The organism is Amorphoplanes friuliensis DSM 7358 (assembly GCF_000494755.1).
Taxonomy (GTDB): domain Bacteria; phylum Actinomycetota; class Actinomycetes; order Mycobacteriales; family Micromonosporaceae; genus Actinoplanes; species Actinoplanes friuliensis.
In genome coordinates, this window is record NC_022657.1 from 5,893,068 (window position 1) to 5,917,433 (window position 24,366).

Consider the following 24,366-nt stretch of genomic DNA (forward strand, 5'->3'; position numbering starts at 1 on the left):
CGCCACGAAGGCCCGACATCACTGAAGTTGGGCCTGGGCGCGGGTCCGGATCACCCTCGGGGCGGGCGGCCGCGTCGTTCAGCGTTCGATGGGCCAGATCTTGATGTTGGTGAAGGAGACCACGTAGGGCCCCTGTTGCGGGGCGCCGCGTTCGGTGAAGAGGCCGAGGACGACCTTGCCGCTGGTGATTTCCTTGTCCTGGACCGGGACGCTGCCGACGAGTTCGCCGTCGCGGAGGACCTCGAGGACGTTGCCGACGACGCTGACCGTGATGCGGGTGGCCGGGGCGCCGACGCCGATCGGGGTGTCGTCCAGGGGGAAGGTTTTGTAGACCGTCATGCTGCGCGACTTGTGCGAGCCGATGTAGACGTTGCGTTCGCAGATGCGGACCTGGTAGCCGCGGTTGTCGTCGAAGCGCATCCAGATCGAGGCGCAGCTGTCGGCGGTGAGCAGGCGGATGCCGACCTCGGCCTGGAGGTCGTCGGGTTCGGCGTCCTCGGGGCCGCGGCACTTGAAGACGCCGCGGGTCTCGCGCCGGACGATGAGGCCGCCGTCGAAGGAGCAGCTTGCTTGTTCTCGGCTGTCGACCGTGGACTGCCAGAGGCGGCGCTGCAGGAGGGGGTCGGCGAGCAGCAGGCCCGCGTCGGGGTCTGGGTCCGGCGGGAAGCTGGGGCCGGCCACCGGGTCGTCGGTTCCGCCGCGCGGCCAGAACGTCGCGGCCATGCCGCCGACCGCGAGCACCGCGATGACCAGCAGTGCGACCGCGACCGGCAGGACCCAGGGGCGCCGCGGGGTCGGGTCGTGGAGCAGGAAGGGTGTTGTCGGTCCGGCCGGTGAGGTCGGCACCGGCTGGGTGACGATCGAGTTCTCGCTGTACCCGACCAGCGTTGTCGGCGCCGCCAGCGCGGTCAGCTGACGGCCCGCGTGGTACCCGGTGACCGCCTGCGCCTCCTCGGCGGCGTGCCGGAGACCGGGCTGGTGGTCGAGGGCGGCACCGGAGGCGGCGGGCCGCTGCGGGCCGGCGACCAGCAGGTCGAGCAGTTCGCGGGCGCTGGGGCGGTTGGCCGGGTCCTTCTCCAGCGCGTGCCCGATGAGGTCGCGCAAGGGGCCGCTGAGACCGGTCAGGTCGGGCGGCTGGGTGAGGATACGGGCCGCGGTGGCCGGCGGCGAGTCGGCGCTGAACGGCGTCCGGCCGGTGCCCGCGTAGGCCACGACACCACCCCACGCGAACACGTCGGCGGCCGGGGTCAGCGGGGTGTCGGTGTCGGAGGCGAAGCGTTCCGGGGCCATGTAGGCGACCGTGCCCACCATCTGGTCGGTCTGCGTGTGCGCGCTGGTCGCCTCCATTGCCCGGGCGATGCCGAAGTCGATGACCTTGGGGCTGCCGGGCGCGAGGAGCACGTTGCGGGGTTTCAGATCGCGGTGGATCACACCCGCGCCGTGGATCGCGGTCAGTGCGGTGGCGACACCGATGGCGACACTGTGCAGATTGGACGCCGTGAGCGGCCCGCGTTCCTCGACGACCTCGGCCAGGCTGGGCCCGTCGACGTACTCGACGACCAGGTAGGGCTGCTCGTGGTCGGGATCGGCGTCGAGGACCTCCGCCGTGCAGAACGGCGGCACCTGCCGCACGCGGTTGACCTCGCTGCGGAAACGGCGCCGGAACGCGTCGTCGGGTGCCAGGTCGGCCCGGACCATCTTGACCGCCACCAGCACACCGGCGGCGCTGCGGGCCAGGTAGACCGTGCCCATGCCGCCCTCGCCGAGGCGGCCGATCAGCTCGTAGGAACCGAGCTTGCGGGGGTCACGCGGGCGCAGCGGTGTGGTCCGCTCGTCCGACATGCCACTACTCCTACGCCCCCGGCGACACAATGCCGCCCGCCCCCGACAGAAAGGTCACCCTATCGGGCGTTGTCACTACCTGCGAATACCCGTCCCGCCTCTGCCGCCTAACCGACACAGACGCCCGCCCCGCACTGATCGATCGGGGGCGGCCACGCGGGCCCGGGCCGGGATAGGTTTACCGGCATGGAAGCGCGATTGTGACGCCCACGCAGTTGCGGGCGTACTCGGCCGTCGTGCGACTGGGCTCCGTCAAGCAGGCGGCCGCCCAGCTCGAGGTCTCGGAGTCGGCGGTCTCCCTGAACATCGGTCAGCTCCGCCGTGAGCTGGGAGATCAACTGTTCACCCGGACGGCCGCGGGTCTGGCGTTCACGCCCGGTGGTCTGCGGCTGGCCAGCCGCGCGGCCGAGCTGCTCGGCCTGCAGGACCGCACGGTGCTCGAGGTCAGCGCGGCCGGTCGCGGCCGGCGCCTGCTCCGGGTCGCGGCATCGAGCCTCTTCGCCGAACACGCGGCGCCCGGTCTCATCGAGCTGTTCGCCAAACGGGCGGCGGATCTCGACGTCGAGCTGAGTGTTCGCAACCCCGCCCACTTCGACACGCTGCTGCTGACCCGGACGGTCGACATCGCGATCGGCCCGCAGCCGGCAGCGGTCGAGCCCGGCCTGGCGAGCCGCCCGGTGATGAACTACCGCGTCGTCCTGGTCGTCGGCCCGACCCATCCCCTGGCCGGGGTGTCCGCCGGGCCGCACCAGCTGCGCGAGCAGACCTGGCTGCTCGGCCCGTCCGCGGCGGCCGACGTCGGCGCGGTCCCGGCCCTGCTGCGCCGCCTGGGTGTCCCCGAGGAAAACCAGCAGATCTTCCAGAGCCACGCCGCAGCCCTCGAAGAGGCCAAACGAGGCAAAGGCGTGGCGGCGGGCCTGTCCTTCACGGTCGCGCAGGACGTGGCGCACGGTCATCTGCTGCACGTCACCGGCCCGCAGGCGACGTTCGAGACGGTCTGGCACTCGCTGATGCTCACCGAGCAGGGCAGCCCGTCGCCGGCGGCCGAGCTGAGCCGGTTCGCCGCGACGCCCCGTGCGATCCAGGCGATGATGCGCGGCGCGGGCGTGACGGTCGGTCACTTCCGCCCCTCGGTCCACGTCACCCTCTGGAGCTGACCCAGCCGATCATCAACAGCCCCGGGTGGCCGGCCTCACGCAGGCAGCGATCTCTGCCGCGACCCCGGTCAGGTCGGCGAAGGTGCCGGCGGGCAGAAGCCGGTCGCAGAACGGCAGAGCCGCAGCCATCGCCCCGACCTGCGGTGCAAAACCCGGCACCCCGGCACGGGGATTCATCCAGATGATCCGGTACGCCCGGCGGCGCAAACGGGCCAGGACCGCGGCCAGGTCGGCGGGTGGGTCGCTGTCCCAGCCGTCGGAGCCGATCACCACGATCGCGCCGCGGACGGTGTTGCCGTGGTGGGAGGCCAGCAGCGCGCGGAGGTTCGTGGCGATGCGGGTGCCCCCGAAGCGGTCCGTGACCAGGTCACCGGCACGGGCCACGGCAGTCGCGGCCGACGTGTGCCGCAGCACCACGGTCAGCCGCGTCAGCGTCGTCGCGAAAGCGAAGACCTCCGCGTCCGCGACCGTCGCGAACGCCCGCATCAGATGCAGGTAGGCCGTGGCCTGCGCCTGCATCGACTGGCTGACGTCGCAGAGCAGCACCACGCGACGCGGGCGGCGGACCGGCCGGGACCGCACCAGGGCGACCGGTTCCCAGCCGGTGCGGCGGGCCCGGGTCAGGGTCGGGCGCACCGCGATCCGGCGCCCGGCCGAACCGGTCTGCTGCCGTCGTGTCCGCCGGGTCGGCCAGTCCACCGCCCGCAACCGCTCCCCCAGCGCCGCCACCTGCGCGGCGTCCAGGTCCTCGAACGGCAGCTCGGCCAGCGCCGCGAGCGCGCTCGGCCGGCGTTCCGGGACACCGCGGTCGGCGGCGGACTCCTCGGCGTCCGCAACCACCGGCGGCAGCGTTGCCCACGGAAGTCCGCCCTGGTCAGGAGCCCCTTCCGCGGCCGGCAGCGACACGAACGACTCACCACGCGGCGCGGGTCCACGACGCTCGGACACCGCCGGCGTCTCGTCGAAGATCCCCGCGAACACCCCCTCGAACGCCGCCAGATCTGCCTGCCGCCGCACCAGACTCACCCGCGCGGCCCAGTAGAGCCGGTCGCGCGACAGCGGCGGGCACACCCCGAGCGCCCGGACAAAGTCCTCCACATCGGTCAGACCGCAAGGCACCCCGGCACGCCGCAGCCGATCGGCCAGCCCGACCGCAAAAGCCGCCCGGTCGGCCCCGCGCAGCAGGTCACCGCCGGGCAACGAACCAGATGATCACGGCAGCGACCGCCACGACCCCGATTCCCACCGGAATCGCCCTTTTGTAAACCGACCCCCCGGCCAGCGCCAGCAGATCGAGCGGCTCCGGCTCCTGATCCTGTACGCCCAGAGCGCCCCCAGAAGCAGCAACCGGGGTGGTGCTCGCGCCGGACGCCTCAACCGCATGCGGATCCCCGGCAATCCACTCCCGCGCCCCGGCCACGGGCGCCTGCGCCGGCCCCGTGTCCGCCGAGAAAGGCAACGTCACCGCACCGTTCTCCCGCCCCGAAGCCGATCCCGCCCCGGCATCGGACGCCGCAGCTTGATCAGCCCCCGACGTGGTACGACCAGCCGAAACAGTCTCACCCCCGACCGCCCCACCACCCCCGGACCCCGAAGCAACTCCTCCAGTCGCCCCTACTCCATTGCTGCCAGCCTTGGACCCGCCGTCACCCGACAAAGTCGAGCCAAGCTTTGCCTCCCCCACCCCAGGCAAGACACCCTCAGAGGCCGGCGCAGCCGCGGGGGCTGGGCCGGTGGCGGGGGTGGTGGTGCCGGCCGGGGTGGTGGTGGCGGCCGGGGTGGTGGTGGCGGGGGTGGTATTGGTGGTGGCGGCAGCCGCAGAAACCGGGACCGTAGCGGCCGAGGCCGCAGAGACGGAGGCCGTGGCGGCCGGAGCCGAAGGAACCGGGACCGTAGCGGGCCGCGCCGCAGAAACTGCCGCCGTAGCGGCCGGAGCCGCGGAGGCCGACGCAGCGGGGGCCGGGGCGGGCTGTTCGGCGGCGAGTTTGGCTTCGAGGTTGGTGACGAACTGGTTCAGGAGCTTGCCCGACACCTCCTTGATCATGCCGCTGCCGAACTGGGCCAGCCTCCCCGAGATCTTCAGGTCGGTGTCCACGCTGACCAGCGTGCGGTCCCCGTCCGGTCGCAGTTGCGCGGTCACCACCGCCGCTGCGTTTCCCGCGGATCGGGCGTCGCGGCCTTTGGCGTCGATGACTGCGCGGCGGTTGTGGTCGTCCTTCTCGACGAAGCGGGCCGTGCCCGTGAAGTCCGATACGACCGGTCCGACCTTGACTTTCACCTTGCCGGTGTAGGTGTCGCCTTCGACCCCGGTCAGGTGGGCGCCGGGCAGGCAGGGTGCGATGCCTTCGAGGTCGGTGAGCACCGTCCAGGCCCGGTCGATGGGCGTGTTGACGGTGAACTCGTTGGTGATCTTCATGATTGCCTTTCCGGGGGTGCGACCGGGGGCGCGGCCGGGAGGGCGGCCGTGATCAGGTCGCGGTCGTCGGGGGTCTTCGCGATGGCGCCGAGCGTGCGGACCACCTGCGACGGGATCAGCTCGGTGACGCCGAGCGCGGACAGGGCGGCGACCCAGTCGATCGTTTCGGCCAGGCCGGGTGACTTGTCGAGGTCGAGGCCGCGGACCCGGCCGATGAAGGCCGTCGCGGCGGTTATTAGGGCGGTGTCGGCGCCGGGGACGGTACGCCGGAGGATCTCCGCGGCGCGGGCGGCCGACGGGTAGTCGATCCAGTGGTAGAGGCAGCGGCGGCGGAGCGCGTCGTGGAGTTCGCGGCTGCGGTTGGAGGTCAGGACCACGATCGGCGGGCGGACGGCGGTGAACGTGCCCAGCTCGGGGATGGTGATCGCGGCCTCGCCGAGGAACTCGAAGAGCAGCGCCTCGAATTCGTCGTCGGCGCGGTCGATCTCGTCGATGAGCAGCACCGGGGGTACCGGTCCGGATTCGCGGACGGCTCGCAGGATCGGGCGTTCGAGGAGGAACTCGGCGGTGAACAGGTCGGCCTCGCCGAGCCGTTCCGAGCGAGCCTCGGCGAGGCGGATCGCGAGCAGCTGCCGCTGGTGGTTCCACTCGTAGAGCGCCTCGGGCACGCCGAGGCCTTCGTAGCACTGCAGGCGGATCAGCGTCGTGTCGAGCACGCGGGCGAGGGCTTTGGCCGCGGCGGTCTTGCCGACGCCGGGTTCGCCTTCGAGGAGCAGGGGCCGGCCGAGGCGCAGGGCCAGGAACAACGCCATGGCCAGCCCGTCGTCCACCAGGTAGTCGACGGCGTCGAGTCCGCGCCGGACGTCGGCGGGGCCGGTGAGGAGGTCAGCGGACAAGGTGGTCTCCGGCCAGCAGTCGTTCGTAGTCCTCGCGGGTGTCGACGTCGATCGGCACGGGCCCGGCCACCTCCACCTCGGTCACCGGGTGCGTTCCGGAGTGCAGCAGCTTCCACACCGCCTTGTCGCCGTGCAGCTCACCGAGCGCCCCGAACATCTCCCGGCCGAACCAGAACGGGTGGCCGAGGCTGTCGGCGTACCGGCTGACCCGCAGGGGGCCACCGGCCGTGAGCAGCGCGGTGACCGTGGCCACGCGGACGCCGGGCTGGTCGCCGAGCAGCAGCACGAGCCCGTCGGCGCGGGGGTCGACCGACCGGACGGCCGTGCTCACCGACGCACCACAGCCGGTGCCGGCCGCCGGCACGTCGACCGTGTCGAAACCGGTCAGGTCGGCCCTGGCGCGGACCGCGGCGGCCGACCCGCCGAGCGTCACCAGCCGCTGGTCGAAGGCGCAGGCCCGGGCCAGGTCCAGGCCGGCGTCGAGCAGGGTCCTTCCCCGGTACGGGAGCAGCTGTTTCGCCTCACCCAGCCCGAATCGCACCGAATTCCCCGCCGCGAGCACCACACCGGTCACGAACACGGGTCAGACCCGCGCGAGGAAGGCTACGCGGCAGCCGGGACCGCAGAAGTAGTGACCGTTCGCGGTCAGGGCGTCCGGTCCGAGCACGACCGTCATCCCGCAGACCGGGTCGGTCGCGGTGAGCGCAGCGACCGCGGTGGACGACGCGGCGAGGCCGTCGACGCGGACCGCGCGAACCACCTCGCCCATGATCGACAGGGCGATCTCCGGCGGCGTGCGGGCACCGATGTCGAGACCCGCGGGCGTGTGGATGCGCGCGAGCTCGCCGGCGGTCAGGCCCATCGCGTCGAGCACCGCCGCGCCGCGCTTACGGCTCGCCACCAGGGCGATGAAGCCGACACCGGCGTCGAGCGCCGCGCGGATCGTGTCCTCCTCACCTTTCCCCAGCCCCGCGATCACGGCCGCCGTGGCGCCTTCGGGCGTACCGTCCCGGGTCACCTCGAAGTCCAGGAAGGCAGCGAGGGTGGCCACCGCCGAGCCGATGGGGTTGTCGCCGGCCAGGCGCAGCACCGGGCGGGGCAGCACCGGGCGCAGGAAGATCTCGATCGCCCCGCCGGAGTGGCACGGGTTGACCACGACCAGCGCGCCCGGTGTCTCCGGGAAGTCCGCCGTGCCGTCCGGCAGCACGCGGAGCAGCAGCGTCTGCCCGTCGCGCAGGGTGCCGAGGGCGGCGGAGCGTACGGAACTCTCCGCGCACTGACCACCCACGAAGCCCTCGATGGACCCGTCGTCGAGGATGACGGCGGCGTCGCCCGCGCGGGCGGAGGTCGGCTCCTGCGCGCGGACCACGGTGGCGTGCACGAACGGACGCCGCTGCTGGGTCAGCGTCCGGGCGCGCTCGGCGATGTCGGTCACGGTCTCACCCTCAGATCGGCGGCTGGGGCGCGCCGCGCATCGCGTCCCAGACCCGGGACGGGGTGAGCGGCATGTCCGCGTGGCGGATGCCGAAGGGCGCGAGGGCGTCCACGACGGCGTTGACGATGGCCGGCGGCGAGCCGACGGTGGCGGACTCGCCGACACCCTTGGCGCCGATCGGGTGGTGCGGTGACGGGGTGACCGTGAAGCCGGTCTCCCAGTCGGGCACCTCGAGCGCGGTGGGGATCAGGTAGTCCATCAGGGACGCGCCGAGGCAGTTGCCGTCCTCGTCGAAGGAGATCATCTCCATCAGTGCCATGCCGACGCCGTCGGTCAGGCCGCCGTGCACCTGACCTTCGATGATCATCGGGTTGATGCGGTTGCCGCAGTCGTCGACGGCGATGAACCGTCGCACCTTCACCACGGCCGTGCCCGGGTCGATGTCGACCACACAGATGTACGCGCCGTGGGGGTACGTCAGGTTCGACGGGTTGTAGCAGATCTGCGCCTCGAGACCGCCTTCGACGCCCTCGGGCAGGTCACCGGCACCGTGGGCGCGCATGGCGATGTCCTGGATGGTCACCGACTTGCCGGGGTCACCCTTGACCTGGAACGCGCCCTTCTCCCACTCCAGGTCGGCCACGGAGACCTCGAGCATCGCCGAGGCGATCAGCCGGGCCTTGTCGCGGACCTTGCGGGCGACCAGTGCGGCGGCGGCACCCGAGACCGGCGTGGACCGGCTGCCGTACGTGCCGAGCCCGAACGGCGTGTTGTCGGTGTCGCCGTGGACCACGTCGATGTCGGCCGGCGGGATGCCGATCTCCTCGGCGACGATCTGCGCGAAGGTCGTCTCGTGGCCCTGCCCCTGCGACTGCACGCTGAGGCGGACGACAGCCTTGCCGGTCGGGTGCACCCGCAGCTCACAGCCGTCGGCCATGCCCAGGCCGAGAATGTCCATGTCCTTGCGCGGTCCGGCGCCGACGGCCTCGGTGAAGAACGCGATGCCGATGCCCATGAGCTCACCGCGTTCACGCTTCTCGGCCTGCTCCTTGCGCAGGTCGGCGTACCCGGCCATGTCCATCGCCAGGCGCATCGTCGGCTCGTAGTCACCCGAGTCGTAGACCCAGCCGGTCTTGGTGGTGTACGGGAACTGCTCGGGCTTGATGAAGTTCTTCAGGCGCAGCTCGGCCGGGTCCATGCCCAGCTCGGCCGCGAGACAGTCGACGATCCGCTCGACCAGGTAGACCGCCTCGGTGATCCGGAACGAGCACGCGTACGCGACCCCGCCCGGCGCCTTGTTGGTGTAGACCGCGGTCATCGAGCAGTACGCGGCCTCGATGTCGTAACTACCGGTGAAGACCCCGAAGAAGCCGGCCGGATACTTGACCGGTGCGGCCGTACCGTTGAAGGCGCCGTGGTCCGCGAGCACGTCCGTGCGGATGCCCAGGATCTTGCCGTCGCGGGTCGCGGCGATCTCGCCGCGCATGATGTAGTCCCGCGCGAAGCCCGTGCTGATCAGGTTTTCGGAGCGGTCCTCCATCCACTTCACCGGTTTGCCCGTGACGATCGAGGCGACGATCGCGCACACGTACCCGGGGTAGATCGGCACCTTGTTGCCGAAGCCGCCACCGATGTCCGGTGAGATCACCTGGATCTTGTGTTCGGGGATGCCGGCGACGATCGCGTAGAGGGTGCGGTGCGCGTGCGGTGCCTGCGTGGTCGACCAGAGCTTGAGCTTGCCCTCGACCGGGTCGAAGTCCGCGACCGCGCCGCACGTCTCCATCGGTGCCGGGTGCACACGCGGGTAGACGATGTCCTGGCTGACGACCACGTCGGCCGCCGCGAAGACGGCCTCGGTCGCGGCCTTGTCGCCCGTCTCCCAGTCGAAACAGTGGTTGTTGGTCTTGCCGTCGAGATCGTCACGGATGACCGGCGCCTCGGGCGCGAGTGCCTTCCGGACGTCGATCACCGGGTCCAGCACCTCGTACTCGACGTCGATCAGCTCGAGTGCGTCGCGGGCGGCGTACCGGTCCTCGGCGACGACAAACGCCACCTCCTGGCCCTGGAAGCGGACCTTGTCGGTGGCCAGCACGGCCTGCACGTCGTTGGAGAGTGTCGGCATCCAGGCCAGCCCCTGCGCGGCCAGGTCAGCACCGGTGACGACGGCCTTGACCTTGGGCAGCGCGGCGGCGGCGCTGGTGTCGATGCTGACGATCTTCGCGTGTGCGAAGGGCGAGCGCAGGATGGCCAGGTGCAGCATGCCCGGCAGCTGGACGTCGTCGGTGTAGCGGCCACGGCCCCGCACAAAACGCGGGTCCTCCTTGCGCAGCATCCGGCCGTGCCCGACGGGCTTCTGGTCGTTGTCCTCGAAGGTGGTGAGCTTCCCGGCATCCTGAACGGTGGTCACGCCGTCACCTCTTCGGAGGCCTCTTCTACCGAGGCCTGTTTGACCGAGGCCTGTTTGACCGAGGCCTCTTTGACCGACGCCCAGCGGACCGAGCGGACGATCGTCGCGTACCCGGTGCACCGGCAGATCTGGCCGGAGATGGCCTCGCGGATCTCCGTGTCGGTCGGGTCCGGGTTACGGTCGAGCAGCGCGCGGGCGGTCATCATCATCCCCGGGGTGCAGAAGCCGCACTGCAACCCGTGGCACTGGATGAAGCCCTCCTGGACCGGGTCCAGCTCGGCGCCCTTGGCCAGGCCCTCCACGGTACGCACCGCGTGGCCACCGGCCATCGCCGCGAGCACGGTGCACGACTTGACGGGTTCACCGTCCATCCACACCACACAGGTGCCGCAGTTGCTGGTGTCGCAGCCCCAGTGGGTGCCGGTGAGCCCGAGGTGGTCGCGCAGGAAGTGCACGAGCAGCGTCCGCCCCTCGATCTCCTCGGTGACTTCGACGTCGTTGACGGTCATCGAGACCTGCATGCTCAGCCTCTCTCGGCGATGCGCGCCACGGCCCGGCGCAGGGTACGGACGGTGAGCTCCTGGGCGAGATGACGCTTGTAATCGGCGCTGCCCCGCTGATCGGTGACCGGTTCACAGTTCTCGGCGGCGATCACACCGGCCTCGAGGTACAGCTCCTCCGACGGCTCCCGGCCCCGCAGCGCGGCGGAGATCGCGGGGATGCCGGTGGTGTTCGGGCCGACGGCGGCCAGTCCGACGCGGGCGTCCGCGACCTGACCGGACGCGTCGAGCCACACCGCAGCGCCGGCCGAGACGACGGCCCAGTCACCGGCGCGGCGCTCGACCTTCGCGTACGCGCTGCCGCCACGCGGGCGTACCGGGATGCGGACCTCGACGAGGATCTCCCCGTCGGCGACCGCCGTCTCGTACGGGCCGCGGTGGAAGTCCTCCATGCTCACGGTCCGGGTGCCGCTCGAGGAGCGGATGACGCAGCTGGCGCCGAGGGTCGTGCACACCGCGGACAGGTCCTCGGACGGGTCGGCCTGGCAGAGCGAGCCGCCGAGCGTGCCGCGGTTGCGGACCACCGGGTCGGCGATCACCCGCTCGGCGTCACGGAAGATCGGCAGCGCGGCGGCCAGGGCGTCGGACTCGAGCAGCTCCCGGTGGCGGGTCAGCGCGCCGATGCGGACCTCGTCCGGTCCGGTCGTGATGTACCCGAGCTCGCCGTGCAGATCGTTGATGTCGATGAGGTATTCGAAGTTGGCCAGCCGGAGCTTCATCATGGGCAGCAGACTGTGGCCGCCGGCCACGAGCCGGGCGGTGTCGCCGTAGCGCTCCATGAGCCCGATGGCCTCGTCCACGGTGGTGGCCCGTGCGTATTCGAAGGGTGCCGGAACCTGCATGCCGCAGTATGGGCAGCGACCTGATCAACCTGTCAACGGCAACCTAAGCCAATGCTTAATCCGGCATTCCACTGTCGACGTCGGCGCCGGCTTCGGTGGCGGCCAGGCCGCTGCGGTGCGCGAGGGCCACGAGCTGAGCCCGGCTCGTGGCGCCGAGCTTGCTCAGGATGCGGCTCACGTAGGTGCGTACGGTCTCGGGGCTCAGCCGCATCGCCCGCGCGATGGCCGGGTTGTCGTCACCCCGGGCCAGGCCGATCAGTACCTCACGCTCGCGGGTGGTGAGCAGCGCGAGCCGGGGGTCGGGCCGCGCCGGGACAGCGGTGGCCGCGTGGGCCATGACCTGCCGGGTGATGCCGGGCGCCAGCACCGCCTGCCCGGCCGCCGCGGCGCGGACGGCCGCCCGCAACGCGTCCGGTGCGGCATCCTTGAGCAGGTAACCGTCGGCGCCGGCCCGCAAAGCGCCGAGCACCTCGTCGTCGGTGTCGAAGGTGGTCAGCATCAGCACGGCCACGCCGCCGCAGTCCGGATCCGCGCGCAGCTCCCGGGTGGCGCGCAGCCCGCCCGTACCCGGCATGCGGATGTCCATCAGCACGACGTCCGGCCGCGTCCGGCGGACCAGCGCCACGACACCGCCACCGTCGGAAGCCTCCCCGACGACCTCGATCGCGCCGTCGTCACCCCCGGCCAGCAGCACCGCGATCCCGGCCCGGATCAGCGACTGGTCGTCGACCAGCACCACGCGGACGGGACGGTCAGTCACGTCCCACCCCCAGCGGCAACGCGGCGCTGACCTGCCAGCCCCGCTCCCCCGGGCCGGCGTCGAGCCGTCCGCCGAGCGCGGCGACCCGGTCCCGCAGACCGCGGAGCCCGGCGTTCTCGGCGGCGGGCCCGGCCGGGGTGCCGTCGTCGTGGACCCGGACGAGCAGATCGGCACCGGCGTGCCGGACGTCGACCTCGATGACCCGCCCGGCCGAGTGCCGCAGGGCGTTCGTGACCGCCTCCTGCACCAGCCGGTACGCCGCCGCCGACAGCTCCGGCGCGTCGACGGCCTCGATCCGCGTCCGCACCTCGAAGCCGGCGGCCCGGGCTGTCTCCGCGAGCGAGTCCACGTCGTCGAGCGACGGGACCCGCAGCTCCCGGACCGTCGCGCGCAGCTCGGTCAGCGCCTGCGAGACGGCCTGCGAGACGTGATCCAGAGCGGCCTCGGCCTTGGCCGGACCCCGGCTGACCTCCTGCCGGGCGACACTCGTGTGGATCGCCGCGACGGTCAGGGTGTGCCCGATCGCGTCGTGCAGCTCCCGGGCCAGCGCCTGCTTGTGCACCGCGAGCCGCCGGTCGGCCTCCAGAGCGATCTGCCGATCGGTCAGCGCCACGATCCGCCGGCGGGCGCGGACCAGCTCACCGAGAACGATCGCGGCGGCCATCAACGCGGCGTGCCCGACCGCGTCGTACAGCACCAGGTAGCGGGCGTCCTCACCCTCGATCAGCCGGAAGGTCACCGAGACGGCCAGCACCGTGGTCGCCGCGACACCGGCGGCCAGGCGGCGCCCGGCCTCGGCGGCGGCGTAGAGCGCGGCGGCCACCGGGACAGCAACACCGATCGCCGGGAAACCCGCCGCGTAGTAGGCGAACAGACCCAGCACCGTGAGCGCTAGGACCGTCCGCGCGTAACGCCGTCGCCAGAACATCAGCGCTCCGAGCGCGGCCGCCCACAGATAGGCGGCAGCCCCGATCCCACCACCCTGGTCGGCCGACACCACCACCGCGAGCACAGCGGCCACCCCGACCGCCACGGCCGTGTCCACGCCCATCCCCTGATCCTAGAAGAGCAACCCCTCCCCCACGTACGCCCAAAAGCGACGCCCTGCGCGGGATCCGCCCCGGCCCGCGCGTGCGTACCGTCCGGCGGCATGACAAGACTCGGCCTGCCCGTGGCGACGATCGTGGCGCTGGCCCTGCTGGCCGTTCCCCGTGCCGTCCTGCACGACCTCGACGTGATCCACGAGGGCACAGTCCTCAACGCGGTGCTGGTCTTCGTACCGCTGCTGATCTGGGTCGTGGTGGCGGTGCTGCACGCGAGCAATCCGTTCCTGGCCCTGCTGGCGACGGGTTGCGTCTACGGCCTCTGCCTAGCCGTCGTCCACACCGTCTTCTGGAGCCCTGGCACGGTCGACACCGCGATCCCGGACCTCGTCCTCCGCGGCGCAGTGATCCTGAGCAGCCTTTTCACCGGCATCGCCCTCGGCACCGTCTGCGGCGTGGTGGCCTGGGGGCTCGGGCGACTCAGAACGAGCGGATGTCGACGTTCGCGAAGGTGACGGTGTAAGGCGGGTCGGTGTCGACGGCTTCGACGCTGAGGCCGAGGAGGACCTGGCCCTCGTCCGGGCCGGAGTCCGGCAGGGGGACGCTGCCCGCGAACTTGCCGCCGCGGAACACCTGGGCCTCGCCCTCGCGGACGACCAGGTGGATGCGGGTGGACTTGCGGAGGGCGATGCGGTTGCCGAGCTTGATGCGGCCGTAGACGCGGCGGTCGTCGGCCTTGTCGGCGGCGATCGACATCTCGTCCTGGCAGACGCGGAGGACCTGGCCGCCGGCTTTCGGGTCCCAGTGGAACCAGATCGCCGCGCAACTGCCGGCGGACTGCAGCGCGGTGGTGACCTCGACGCCGAAGTCGTCCTCGATGCGTTCGTCCGGGCCGACACACTGGTAGGTGCCGCGGTCGACGCGGCCGGCCTTCATGACACCGCGGGTGAAGCAGTTGGCGTTCTGCTCGCGGATCTCGCTGTCGAGCCACTGGCCGGGCTGGTTCAGCGGGTCCTGGATGATCGGCTCGCCGCCCGTCGGCTCGACCGGCACCGGGCTCGACTCCTCCTCGGGCTCCTCGGCAGGCTCCGCGGCCGGCTCGGTGTAGTCGGCGGGAGCGGTGGGTGGCGGTGTCTCGGGAGCCGGGGCGCCCGTGCTGCTGTCGGCCGGGGACTCGGGTGCTCCCGCGGCCGTGCCGCCACCACGCGTCGCTCCGGTGTTGAGGGGGTTGCCGACGCCGCCGTGGTTGTTGAGCACGAGGGCCACCGTGGCGACACCGGCCAGCACGAGCAGGACGGCGAGGGCAGCCAGCAGACGGTGGCTGCGACCCCGGCCGGCCGGCACCGGCGCCGGCTCCTCGTACGGGAAGTCGGGCGGCGGGGAGAAGACGGGGGTACGCCGCGGGGGCCGGTCGCCGAGCAGCATGTCCAGCAGCTCGCGGGCCGTCGGGCGGTCCTCGGGGTTCTTGGACAGCGACAGCTCGACCAGTCCGCGCAGCGGCTCGGGCAGCCCGCCGAGGTGCGGCGGCTGGGTCAGGATGCGGGCGGCGGTCGCCGGCGGGGAGTCGCCGTGGAACGGTGTCATGCCCGTGCCGGCGTACGCGACCACACAACCCCAAGCGAACACGTCAGCAGCGGCGGTCAGCGGCGTACCGGGCTCGGACGAGAAGCGTTCCGGCGCCATGTACGCCACCGTGCCGACCATCTGGTCCGTGCGCGTGTGCTGACTGGTCGCCTCGAACGCCCGCGCGATGCCGAAGTCGATGACCTTGGGGCTGCCCGGCGCCAGGAGCACGTTGTCGGGCTTGAGGTCGCGGTGGATGACACCGGCGCCGTGGATGCCGGTCAGCGCGGTCGCCACGCCCACGGCCAGGGAGTTGAGGGCGGCAGCTCTGAGCGGGCCGCGTTCCTCCACGACCTCGGCGAGGCTGGGGCCGTCGACGTACTCGACGACCAGGTACGGCGGGTTGTGGTCGAGGTCCGCGTCGAGGACTTCGGCCGTACAGAAGGAGGGGACCTGCCTGGCCCGGTCGACCTCGCTGCGGAAGCGGCCACGGAACTCGGGGTCGCCGGAGAGTGCGGCGTGCACGAGCTTGATGGCGACGTAGTTGTCGTCACGGTCGGTGGCGAGGTAGACCACGCCCATGCCGCCGGAGCCGAGCCGGCCGGTCAGCCAGTACTCGCCCAGCCGCTCGGGATCGCCCCGGCGCAGTGGACTCACGCGGTACGCGGTGTCCACGATCAACTCCCTACTGAGGTGCGGCGGCGCCGGGACAGCAGGAGCGCTGCCAGGACCAGGACGGCGAGCAGCAGCACGAACCATCCCGCGCCCAGCCGGCCGACCACACCACTCAACTCGCGCTGGAGATCCGCGGCAAGATTCACCACCGGATCCTGCCCGGAAGTCCTCAAATCCTTGACAAGCCGCAGCTCATACCATCCGTAGTAGGCCACGTACGCTCCGGCGAGAACCAGCACCGCGCCGCCGATCCGCGGGACGAAGGCCGCCGCCCGGCGCAGCTTCGCCACGGCCGACACGCGGACCAGGGCGACGGCGAGCGCGGTCACCCCGATCACGAGCCCCATCCCGGCGGCGTAGCTGACGAACAGCGCCACACCCTCACCGATCGAGCCGGCACGCAGGCTCGACACGACGATCGCCAGGAACGGCCCGATCGCGCACCCGAGGGAGGCCACGGCGTACGCCATCCCGAAGAGCACCATCGACGCGGCCGAGCCGGTCAGCCGCGGTGCCCGCAGGCCCTTGCCGGGGCTCGGCAGCGAGCGGCCGGCGAGCAGCCAGCCGCCCAGCGCGACCAGCCCCAGCCCGAAAACGACGGTCAGCCAGGGCAGCCGCGGCATCAACCAGCCGGTCAGCGGGGCCAGCAGCAGCCCGAACGTGCCGAAGACCGCGACATAGCCGGCGGTCAGCGCGGCGGTGCAGCGCAGAGCGCGACCCACTGCCGCCACCGTCGCCCGCGGCCCGTCACTCTCCTCGCCCGCCACCAGCACCGACAGGTACGCCGGCAGCAGCGCGAAGCCGCACGGGTTGACGGCGCCGAGCATCCCGGCGGTGAGTGCGAGCAGCAGCGTGGCCTGCACGGCTCACGCCACCAACGACTTGACCTTGTCGGTCAGCTGCAGGTCGTCGAGATAACTGCGGACCACGACCTTGCCGGCCTTGTCGAGGATCACGTACGTGCTCTGCTCGGTGATGCCGAACTTCTTCCAGAGCTTGCCCGGCTCGTCGTCGAGGTGCGGCACGGCGCCGACCTCGAGGTCGGACACGAACTCGTGCATGTCCTTGTTGTTGCCCATACCCGCGATCCCGAGGATGTTGAGGCGGCCGGCGTACTCGTCCTGCAGGTCGCTGATCGACATCGCCTCACTGGCGCAGGTCGCGCACCACGGCGCCCAGAACCAGAGGATGGTCGGCTTGCCGGCCATGGTCGTCGCGTCGAAGGTCTTGCCGTCCAAGGTCCGGCCCGTGAACTTCAGCGACGCCGGCACGACCACACCGGGGACGCCGGCCGCGGGTGCGGACGCCCCGGTCCCGGCTGCCACCGGCAGCGCCGCGTCGGCTGCCGGCTCCGCCGCCGGGCTGCTGCCGCATCCGGCCAGGAGACCGGTCACCGCCGCCGCCGCGATCAGGGCCTTGAGCTTGGACACCGTCACTTCTTACCCGCTTCCGTCAGCCGCAGGGCGAGGGCCGGGCACACGTTGACCGCTTTGCGGGCACCGTTCTCCAGCCACGGCGGCAGCGGCGTCTGCGGGAACGCCGGGAAGCCGTTGGCGTCGAGCCGGATGATCTCCGGAGCGACCGCCGAGCAGAGCCCGTGACCGTCGCAGCGCGACCAGTCCACCGCGAGCTTCCGCGCGCCCTGATCGGTGTGGTACGGCAGCGGCAGGATGCCGCGCACCTGCTTGCCGCAGCCCTCGCCGTTGGCGTGGAGCTCCACGTCCCGGGCGAAGACCTCGAGCGCCGACAGGGCAAAACGGGCGGTGCCGTCCGGGTGGCTGCAGGCGCCGCGGCCCTTGACCACACCGGCGGCCTGGCGCACGTTCTCCAGTGCACTGCCGCCGAGCGCGACCAGGGTGACCGCGCGGGCCAGGTCGGGCAGGCCGAGACGGCACGGGCCGCACTGACCGGCGGACTCACCGGCGAGGTACTGCGTGACCTGGGCGACCTCACCCAGGGGGCACGTCGACGAGCCGATCGGGATCAGCATGCCGGCGCCCAGGGTGCCACCGACCTTGGCGAAGCCCTTGCGCGAGATGGTGACGGTCTTGGCGGCCTCGGCGGTGATCCACTTGCCGTGGTACCCGCCGACGAGCAGCCCGGGGCCGATGTCGGCGCCGCACATCGTCAGCACGTCCATCAGCGGGGTGCCGGTCGGCGCCTCGACCACGGCGGGCGCGGTCGCCGAGCCGCCGACGGTCAGCATGACCGTGCCCGGCTCCTCGGGGATGCCGACCGCGTTGTACTCCCACGGGCCCAGCCGGGCCGCGATCGCCAGCTGCGAGTACGTCTCCGCGTTGGAGAGCAGGGTGGGCAGCCCGCCGACGCCGTTGTCACTGGACCGGACCTTGCGGCCCGGCGGGATGTGCGCCTCGCCGTTGATGCCGCGGACGAGCGCGCCACCCTCACCGGAGATGAACCGGTGCGGGACGGTCACGATCCGCGTCGGCACCGGCATCCGGCGCTCGGCCAGGGCCGCCGCGAGCGACTGCTGGCCGATGCCGTCATCGGCGATGCCGATCACGATCTCCTCGGCGTCGAGTGCGGCCGCCGCCAGCGCGGCACCGTCGAGGATCAGGTGCGGGCCGCGGGTCAGCACGGCCTTGTCCTTCCAGGACGGGGGCTCACCCTCGGTCGCGTTGACGACGATGACCGGGGGCAGGTCCTGGCGCTGACAGGAGTCGAGCACGGCACGGACCTTGCGGGCGAAGGGGAAACCCGCGCCGCCCCGTCCCCGCAGCTCGATGCGGTCGGCCAGACCGATCAGCTCACCGCTGGAGAGCGCGGCAAAACCGCCGTGCACCTCCTGATGGGCGATCAGGTCGAGCCGGCCGTACTCGTCGAACCCCGCGGTGATCCGCGGAGTCCCGATGCTGGTGACTGGCGGGACCTGGTCTGAACTCACTGTGCTTCCCCTCGCAGCTGACGCCAGTACTGGTCGTCAACCGATTCGTCCATGCCGCGGCCGCCCTTACCGCCACGACGAGCCCCCCGGCTCGTCGAACGGGCGGGTTCCTGCTGTGTCGCCCTGCGGGCCCGCCGGGACGCCATGTCGACCAGGGTCGGCGTCTCGTCGGGCTCCATGAAGTCCGCGTCGGCGGTGACACGCGGGTCACCGGCCAGGTCCACGAACTCGCTGCGGCTGTGCCGCCCCGAGTCGGCGCTGTCGACGTCAGCGCCCCGGTCGCGCCGGGCCCGGGGCGCAGTCTCCGCGTCTTCCGCGTATCGCGAGGCGCGGGACGGGCGCGGAGGCTCGTCGTCCGCGTAGCGACTGGACCGGCGGCGCGGCGGCGCCTCCTCGTAGTGCTCGTCCTCGGGGTAGCGGCGCTGCCGCGGTGCCGGCATGTCGTCCTCGTCGGCGAAGCGCCGGGAGCGCGGCGCCTCCTCCTCGGCGGCGCGACGGCTGCGCGGTGCCGGCATGTCGTCGTCCACCGCACGACGGGTGCGCGGGGCAGGCATGTCGTCGTCGTCGGTGTACCGGCGGCTGCGCGGGCGCGGCGCCGGCTCCTCCTCGAACTCGGTGCCGGCGTACCGCCGCGAGCGCGGCCGTTCCTCGGCGAACTCGTCGTCGGCCCGGCGCCGGCCCCGCGGCACCGGCACCTCGTCGTCCTCGTCGTACCGGCGGAGGCCGTCCTCGACAGCGCGGCGGGACATCGCCCGGGTCGGCTCGTCGAAGCGCTCGGCCGCGGCGGCCCGGCGCTGGCGGGGCGCGGGGACATCGTCCTCGGCGTACCGGGCGGAACGCGCCGCCGGCATGTCGTCGTCCTCGAACTCCCACCGCTGGGTGGGCGAGTCGTCGAAGTCACGGCGGCGGCGGGCCCGCTCGTCGTCGTCCACACCGCGGCGCGGGCGGCGCCCGGCGTCCAGCGGCACCGGGCTGACCGGAGCGGTGCTGATCGGCGCGGCGACCGGCTCCTCGCGCAGGGCCGGGGCACCCGTGGTCCGGGGCGAGGCGCCGGCGGCCGGCGCCCAGGTCTCCAGGGCGGCGGCCGGTGCGTTGCCGCGGTCGGAGACCACGGCGTCGTCGCGGCGGCTCTTGCCCCGGCTCTTGACACTCGCGGTCGTGGTCGGCACCAGCTTGCCGACCGGCTGGATCTTGCCCGTTCCGGTGCCGGCCTGCGACGCGAAGTCCTTGCGGCGGTTCAGGCTCACCGACAGGCGCACGGCCAGGCCGACCAGCACACCGACCACGCAGACCACGTAGCTGACGACGACCCAGGTGGCCGCCGGGCGGCCGGCACCCAGACCGTGCAGCAGCGCGATCGGCCACATCAGGTAGGAGATCGCGTGGATCCCGCGCCACATCCACGGCCGGCCCTTGCCGATGAACCGCGACCGGGCGATACCGGTCCACATGACCAGCACCATCACGTACGCGGACAGGCTGCCCAGACCGATGAAGAGCGTGTTGTACGGCACGAGGAACGGCACGAAGACGTCCAGCACACCGACGTGCTGCTCGGCGACCTTGGTCCAGACGTGCACGAAGAGCGAGGCGACCGCGATGAGGCCGGTCGTGCGGTGCGCGGACTGCAGCAGCACCCGCTGGCGGATCGACAGGACCAGCCGGTCGGTGGCGACCAGTCCCAGCATGATCGTGATCGAGAGCGCCACGAGGCTGATGACACCCATGTAGAACTCGGAGTACGCGAAGAAGTAGACGTAGGCGTACTTGCCCACGGAAGTCAGCATTGCGGCGGCCCAGAGCGCCGCAACGATCGAGACGCCGAGCACGGCGTAGCTGGCCTTCGACGGCGGTGTCCGGCCGCCGGTGGCACTCATGGGCACATCCACACGACTGGCGGATCGCTGGCTGTTCTTCGTCCGGGCCATAACTCCTCGTTCTCCGCAGCGGCAAGGTGTCCGTCCTGGGCGGTCGGGACACCGGCATCCGTGGGGGATACCCCGCGCTCGTTACTGTCGGGCTGGTCTACCGGCGTCCTGCCTTCCTCACGGTGTGTTGCTGCCGGTCTCCTGCCCTCCCCCATCTACGTGTGCGGCCCGGGTTCGGATGAACGTTCGGGAAGAACTTTCGGGCAGATCTTGCGCCCGGGTGCTACCGATCACCACGGTAAACCGTCTGAGCTGGAGAGATACCTGTCGGTAACCAAGGGGTAAGGGAAAAATAAAGTGTTATCCCGAGTGATCCTCGGGCTCGGGCTGAACCTTTTGCCCGGCAGCACCGAACTACCTCACGTGCGTGCATCTTGACGCCTCTGCGTAAGGAGTTGGTTGCTGTGCGGCATCGCGTCGCTCTGCTGTCCACGGTTCTGGCCATGGTCGCCGCGACACTTGCCCTCCCGGGCCGGGCCTCCGCGGTCGAACCCGGCTTCCAGGTGGCCATCACCGAGGTGCCCGGCACCTTCACCGCGGGCGCCCGGGCCCGGACGGTCACCGTCGTCGCCTCGTCCGAGCTGAACCGCTGCCAGAAGGTCCGCTGGTCCCTGATCATGCAGGTGTCCGGCCCGGACCTGGACGAGATCGAGGTCGCCCGCGTCGAGGACAACGGCAGCTTCCCGGTCCAGGTGGAGACGAGCGGCGCCGACACCGCCCGGATCACCGACGTCCGCCTCGACCCGGGCCAGCTCTGCCGTGGCCGTACCGTGACGGCCCGCTACCAGGTCGCCTTCGACGACAACTCCGACTCCGGTCAGGTCCTCTTCCAGGCGCAGGCCTTCAACGCCGGCCGGACCCTGCTGCAGGAGACGACGGCCCGCAGCAAGATCACCGGCGAGGAGCCCGAGGCCGAGCCGACGAAGACCCCGTCGGAGAAGCCGTCGCCGAGCAAGTCGGCCTCCCCGGAACCGGAGGAGTCCGCGACCGACGAGCAGGCCGACGAACCGGAGCCGGCGAAGACCCAGGACAACGTCGCCGCCGTGCCGGCCTCCGGCAGTGGTGGCACCCCGAGCCTCCTCGGTCCCGGCCTGATCGTCGGCGGCATCCTCGTCTTCCTCGGCGTCGGTCTGCTGATGCGGCTGCGGCTGCGCAACCGGGCCCCGAAACACAGCCAGGTGCCGACCGGCTTCTACCCGACCCACTGACAGCCGTAGATTCCTCCGGGTGAGGATGACTCGGCTCGTGCCGTACGCGGCTGCCGTCGTACTGCTGCTCGGCGGATGCGGGACGGCGGAGAACGACCCGGAGAACGACCCTGGGCCCGGACCGGTCGCGACAGCGGCCGTGTCCGGTGACTTCAGCCCCATCGACGTGCAGTTCGCACAACAGCTGGTCCCGCACCACCGCGAGGGCATCGAGCTCGCGCGGCTCGGTGCGGTGCGCGCGCAGCGGCCGGAGCTGCGGACGCTCGCCGAGGCCATCGTCGCCACACAGCAGGACGAGGTGATCCTGCTGACCGGCTGGCTCGCCACCTGGAAGCAGGATCCGCCCGGACCGGCCGCGAGCAGCAAAGAGCTCGCGGCCCTGCGCAAGACCTCCGGCGTCGCCTTCGAGCGCAGGTTCGTCACGCTGCTCAGCACCCACCAGAGCGAGGCGATCGCCCTGGCCAGGACGGAGAGTGAGGGCGGCCGCAACCGCGATGCCCTGGCCCTCGCCAAGCAGATCCAGCTCTCCCGGACGGCCGAGATCGAGCAGCTGCGCACGGCGCTCGGCCCCTGACGGACGATCTTCCTCCACGATTTCCTGGGGTAAACCTGCGGAAGACTTAGGCCGCAGCTAAGAGACCGTCGCGCACGGTAGCCCTAGGGTGGGTCGGGCGCAACGCCCTACTGTGGAGGATCCTTGAAGACCAAGACTGTCCGAATCTCGACCGGGGTCGGTGCGGCCGCGCTGGCGCTCGTCGCCATCTCCGCCGGCTCCTCGTTCGCGGACGACAAGCCCGCCCCCGTTGCACCGGCGAGCGCCGCGGACCGCTTCCTCGGCGGATCGACCACCGTTCCGGCCGAGCTCGTCCCCCCGGCCGGTAACACCCTGACCTCGGTCTTCAAGGCCAAGGGTGTCCAGATCTACGGCTGCACCGACGCCAAGTGGGCGCTCATCGAGCCCGCCGCCTCGCTCACCGGCATCACCCTGAAGCCGGTCAAGGTCGTCTCCGCCCTGCACTTCCGCGGACCGAGCTGGGAGTCCGACGAGGACGGCTCGCTGATCGAGGGCACCGCCCCGAAGTCGGCGCCGTCGGCCACCCCGAACAGCATCCCGCAGCTGCTGGTGACCGGTGCGAAGACCCGCGGTCCGGGTGTCTTCGGTGACGTCACGTTCATCCAGCGCCTCTCGACGGTCGGCGGCGTCGCCCCGGCCACCGCCTGCGCCCCGGGCGAGACGAAGTCGGTGCCGTACAAGGCCGTGTACCGCTTCTTCAAGAAGAGCTGACCCTCTTCGACCTGACATTCCCGAGGGGCCGGATGCCGGTGCCCCGCCTGCTGGGCGGAGCACCGGCATCTCCCTGTCAGCCGCAGGCGTCCGCGAGCCGGTCGACCTGCTCCGGACCGGTCGCCCAGCAGTAGAGCATCACCTCGTCGGCGCCGAGATCCCGCACTGCGGCGTATCTCCGGGGAGCCAGCTGGAGTACCGGGGACCCTACGCGTCGAGGCGCAGGACCGTCTCCTCGATTTCCTTGCCGCGGCCCGTGGCGTACGCGATCTCGGTCCCGATCGGGCGGAAGCCCGTCTTGCGGAGCACGGCCAGGGAGCCGGCGTTGTCGCCGGCCGCGCGCGCGGTGATCGGCCGGACCGTGACCAGCTCCAGGAGCAGGCCGAGGGCGTGGGTCGCGATGCCCCGGCCCCACCACTCGCGCCCCAGCCAGTAGGTGATCTCGGTGTCCCCACCGACCTCGAAACTCGCGATGTGCCCGGCCAGGACACCGTCCACGGTGATCGCCCGCATCGTGACGTCGGGCCGGCCCAGCACCCGGGCCATGTGGGCGTCGAACTCGGAACGGTCGTCCGGGTCCTCGGCGGTGAACGCGGCCACCTGCACCGCCTCGGGGTCACGCATCTGGTCGTAGAACGTGTCCAGATCCTCGTCACGCACCGGCCGCAGACGGATGTCAGCCATGGGTCGCTCCTGTCCCGACGCGGATCACCGCAGCCGTCGCATTGTCGTCGCCACCCGCGCGCAGGGAGTCCCCGAGCAGCGTCTCGGCGGCGCGGTCCGGGTCGGGTGAGGCCAGCACCTCGGCCAGGCGGTCGTACCCGACCTGCTCGGCGAGGCCGTCCGTGCAGAGCAGATAAACGTCGCCGGGGTGCAGCGTCACGCTCAGGACGTCCGGCTCCGGCGCGTCCGGATGCCCGGCGTAGCGGGTCAGGCGGTACCGCGCCGCGTGGGCCTGGGACGAGTCCGCCGGCCACCAGCCGTAGACGGCGCCGAGCCAGGCGATCGTGTGGTCGGTGGTGAGCAGCTCGAGCAGTCCGCCGCGCAGGCGGTAGGCCCGTGAGTCGCCCAGCTGGACGATCCACGCGGCGGGCTCGTCCTCCGCACCGACAAAGGCCGTCAACGTGCAGCCGGTCAGCTCACCCAGCCCGGCACCCGCCGCCCGGACCCGGGTCTGCACCTCGGCCACCGCAGCACGCAGGGCCTGCGGAGAGGGCGCGGCCCGGGCCACAAAAACATCCACCGCCGTACGCCCGGCCACGGCACTCCCCCGGCCGCCGCCCATCCCGTCGGCCACGACCACCAGGGGCCGGGACGGGTCGACGTGCAGGACGTCGAAGTTGGCCGGGTAGCGGTTGCCGATCACACTGCCGGCACCCACCGTCAGGGCGCGGCCCGCCACGGACTGTCCGGTCCGCCCGACCTCGACCTGCTCGATGACGCA

23 protein-coding genes are annotated in these 24,366 nt (G+C 71.9%); 5 read left to right on the top strand and 18 right to left on the bottom strand.

Translation table 11 applies throughout. The features are described from left to right. Positions 1-78: 78 nt before the first annotated feature. Positions 79-1,842 carry a serine/threonine protein kinase gene (locus tag AFR_RS27290; RefSeq protein WP_023560032.1) on the bottom strand — a complete coding sequence of 588 codons (1,764 nt, stop codon included), beginning with the start codon at positions 1,840-1,842 and terminating at the stop codon, positions 79-81. A gap of 200 nt (positions 1,843-2,042) precedes the next feature. Here AFR_RS27290 and AFR_RS27295 point away from each other — a divergent pair, with 200 nt between their 5' ends. Then, complete coding sequence (locus tag AFR_RS27295) at positions 2,043-2,999, top strand: LysR family transcriptional regulator (protein ID WP_023560033.1); 957 nt, start codon at positions 2,043-2,045, stop codon at positions 2,997-2,999. Positions 3,000-3,011: 12 nt separating this feature from the next. Here AFR_RS27295 and AFR_RS27300 read toward each other — a convergent pair whose 3' ends face one another. The 10 genes from AFR_RS27300 to AFR_RS27345 all read right to left on the bottom strand — a co-directional run bounded on the left by AFR_RS27300 (position 3,012) and on the right by AFR_RS27345 (position 13,366). Next, complete coding sequence (locus tag AFR_RS27300; protein ID WP_438829946.1) at positions 3,012-4,118, bottom strand: vWA domain-containing protein; 1,107 nt, start codon at positions 4,116-4,118, stop codon at positions 3,012-3,014. A 67-nt stretch (positions 4,119-4,185) separates the two neighbouring features. After that, positions 4,186-5,415 carry an SRPBCC family protein gene (locus AFR_RS48030; RefSeq protein WP_023560035.1) on the bottom strand — a complete coding sequence of 410 codons (1,230 nt, stop codon included), beginning with the start codon at positions 5,413-5,415 and terminating at the stop codon, positions 4,186-4,188. Continuing rightward, a complete protein-coding gene (locus AFR_RS27310) occupies positions 5,412-6,311 on the bottom strand; it encodes an AAA family ATPase (protein WP_023560036.1) in 900 nt (299 codons plus the stop codon). Before AFR_RS27310 ends, AFR_RS48030 begins: the two co-directional genes overlap by 4 nt. After that, a complete protein-coding gene (locus tag AFR_RS27315) occupies positions 6,301-6,891 on the bottom strand; it encodes a nucleotidyltransferase family protein (protein ID WP_023560037.1) in 591 nt (196 codons plus the stop codon). Before AFR_RS27315 ends, AFR_RS27310 begins: the two co-directional genes overlap by 11 nt. Positions 6,892-6,894: 3 nt before the next feature. Further along, positions 6,895-7,746 carry an XdhC family protein gene (locus tag AFR_RS27320; protein WP_023560038.1) on the bottom strand — a complete coding sequence of 284 codons (852 nt, stop codon included), beginning with the start codon at positions 7,744-7,746 and terminating at the stop codon, positions 6,895-6,897. A 10-nt stretch (positions 7,747-7,756) separates the two neighbouring features. Then, positions 7,757-10,153, bottom strand: coding sequence for an aerobic carbon-monoxide dehydrogenase large subunit (locus tag AFR_RS27325; protein ID WP_023560039.1), 2,397 nt, complete (start codon positions 10,151-10,153; stop codon positions 7,757-7,759). Continuing rightward, entirely contained in the window at positions 10,150-10,674 is a 525-nt protein-coding gene (locus tag AFR_RS27330) for a (2Fe-2S)-binding protein (protein ID WP_023560040.1), read from the bottom strand. The genes AFR_RS27325 and AFR_RS27330 overlap by 4 nt, the downstream gene beginning before the upstream one ends. A 2-nt stretch (positions 10,675-10,676) precedes the next feature. Further along, positions 10,677-11,555, bottom strand: a complete 879-nt coding sequence (locus tag AFR_RS27335; RefSeq protein ID WP_023560041.1) for an FAD binding domain-containing protein — start codon at positions 11,553-11,555, stop codon at positions 10,677-10,679. 55 nt (positions 11,556-11,610) lie between these two features. Next, positions 11,611-12,315 carry a response regulator gene (locus AFR_RS27340; protein ID WP_052359481.1) on the bottom strand — a complete coding sequence of 235 codons (705 nt, stop codon included), beginning with the start codon at positions 12,313-12,315 and terminating at the stop codon, positions 11,611-11,613. Further along, positions 12,308-13,366, bottom strand: a complete 1,059-nt coding sequence (locus AFR_RS27345) for a sensor histidine kinase (protein WP_023560043.1) — start codon at positions 13,364-13,366, stop codon at positions 12,308-12,310. Before AFR_RS27345 ends, AFR_RS27340 begins: the two co-directional genes overlap by 8 nt. A gap of 99 nt (positions 13,367-13,465) precedes the next feature. On the opposite strand from AFR_RS27345, the gene AFR_RS27350 reads away from it, so the two are divergent. Further along, positions 13,466-13,873, top strand: coding sequence for a hypothetical protein (locus AFR_RS27350; protein WP_041841174.1), 408 nt, complete (start codon positions 13,466-13,468; stop codon positions 13,871-13,873). Here the strand turns inward: AFR_RS27350 and AFR_RS47490 are convergent. From AFR_RS47490 to AFR_RS27375, 5 genes are read right to left on the bottom strand one after another with little or no spacing between them, the layout of a single operon-like run. Next, a complete protein-coding gene (locus AFR_RS47490) occupies positions 13,839-15,596 on the bottom strand; it encodes a serine/threonine protein kinase (RefSeq protein WP_023560045.1) in 1,758 nt (585 codons plus the stop codon). The genes AFR_RS27350 and AFR_RS47490 overlap by 35 nt on opposite strands. Before the next feature lie 2 nt (positions 15,597-15,598). After that, positions 15,599-16,459 (bottom strand): cytochrome c biogenesis CcdA family protein, encoded by an 861-nt coding sequence (locus AFR_RS27360; protein WP_023560046.1) that lies wholly within the window; start codon positions 16,457-16,459, stop codon positions 15,599-15,601. Between the two features lie 3 nt (positions 16,460-16,462). After that, the gene (locus AFR_RS27365) at positions 16,463-17,026 is read right to left on the bottom strand and encodes a TlpA family protein disulfide reductase (protein ID WP_041842778.1); all 564 of its coding nucleotides are present in this window, start codon (positions 17,024-17,026) and stop codon (positions 16,463-16,465) included. Between the two features lie 2 nt (positions 17,027-17,028). Beyond that, on the bottom strand, positions 17,029-18,501 hold the full coding sequence (locus tag AFR_RS27370) for an NADH-quinone oxidoreductase subunit NuoF family protein (RefSeq protein WP_023560048.1): 1,473 nt from the start codon (positions 18,499-18,501) through the stop codon (positions 17,029-17,031). Further along, a complete protein-coding gene (locus AFR_RS27375; protein WP_023560049.1) occupies positions 18,498-20,378 on the bottom strand; it encodes a ferric reductase-like transmembrane domain-containing protein in 1,881 nt (626 codons plus the stop codon). The genes AFR_RS27370 and AFR_RS27375 overlap by 4 nt, the downstream gene beginning before the upstream one ends. A 455-nt stretch (positions 20,379-20,833) precedes the next feature. Here AFR_RS27375 and AFR_RS27380 point away from each other — a divergent pair, with 455 nt between their 5' ends. The 3 genes from AFR_RS27380 to AFR_RS27390 all read left to right on the top strand — a co-directional run bounded on the left by AFR_RS27380 (position 20,834) and on the right by AFR_RS27390 (position 22,922). Then, complete coding sequence (locus AFR_RS27380) at positions 20,834-21,637, top strand: hypothetical protein (protein WP_023560050.1); 804 nt, start codon at positions 20,834-20,836, stop codon at positions 21,635-21,637. Positions 21,638-21,662: 25 nt separating this feature from the next. Beyond that, complete coding sequence (locus AFR_RS27385) at positions 21,663-22,211, top strand: DUF305 domain-containing protein (RefSeq protein WP_041841177.1); 549 nt, start codon at positions 21,663-21,665, stop codon at positions 22,209-22,211. A 123-nt stretch (positions 22,212-22,334) separates the two neighbouring features. Beyond that, positions 22,335-22,922, top strand: coding sequence for a DUF3455 domain-containing protein (locus AFR_RS27390; RefSeq protein WP_023560052.1), 588 nt, complete (start codon positions 22,335-22,337; stop codon positions 22,920-22,922). 207 nt (positions 22,923-23,129) lie between these two features. Here the strand turns inward: AFR_RS27390 and AFR_RS27395 are convergent, their stop codons facing one another. Next, positions 23,130-23,606, bottom strand: a complete 477-nt coding sequence (locus AFR_RS27395; RefSeq protein ID WP_023560054.1) for a GNAT family N-acetyltransferase — start codon at positions 23,604-23,606, stop codon at positions 23,130-23,132. Beyond that, positions 23,599-24,324 (bottom strand): PP2C family protein-serine/threonine phosphatase, encoded by a 726-nt coding sequence (locus AFR_RS27400; RefSeq protein ID WP_023560055.1) that lies wholly within the window; start codon positions 24,322-24,324, stop codon positions 23,599-23,601. Before AFR_RS27400 ends, AFR_RS27395 begins: the two co-directional genes overlap by 8 nt. Positions 24,325-24,366: the final 42 nt, after the last annotated feature.